The organism is Sulfitobacter sp. HI0129 (genome assembly GCF_001635395.1).
Taxonomy (GTDB): Bacteria; Pseudomonadota; Alphaproteobacteria; order Rhodobacterales; family Rhodobacteraceae; genus Sulfitobacter.
In genome coordinates, this window is sequence record NZ_LWGH01000039.1 from 1 (window position 1) to 345 (window position 345).

Below are 345 nucleotides of genomic sequence, written 5' to 3' on the forward strand. Positions count from 1 at the left end.
CCATGTCCATGAATGTTCAACCCCAGCTAGACCGTCCGGATCCGACCGTGATCGCGGTGCAGAACGACGCGTTTCGCAAACTTGCATGCCTTGGGGTGCCGCCCGCGCAACCCATCCAGGGCCGCATGCATGTCACCCGCTCGCTTATGGAGGCCGGCGATGGCTTCATGGCCGAGGCGGTCAAGGCAACCGGTGAGTTTGCCACGTTCGAGCCTGAGAATGATCCCGAGGGCTGGCACGACTTCGGGGCGGTCGAGATCCGGGGAGAGACCGTGTTCTGGAAGATCGATCTCTATGAAGCAGACTCGGACTTCCGCTATGGGGCTGAGACCCCGGACAATCCTG

General features: G+C 61.7%; 1 protein-coding gene. It reads left to right on the plus strand.

Annotated elements, in window-relative coordinates; all coding sequences use genetic code 11:
• Positions 1–2 precede the first annotated feature (2 nt).
• The coding region (locus A3764_RS00440; RefSeq protein ID WP_067951022.1) for a DUF3768 domain-containing protein at positions 3–345 on the plus strand (343 nt) is incomplete at its 3' end.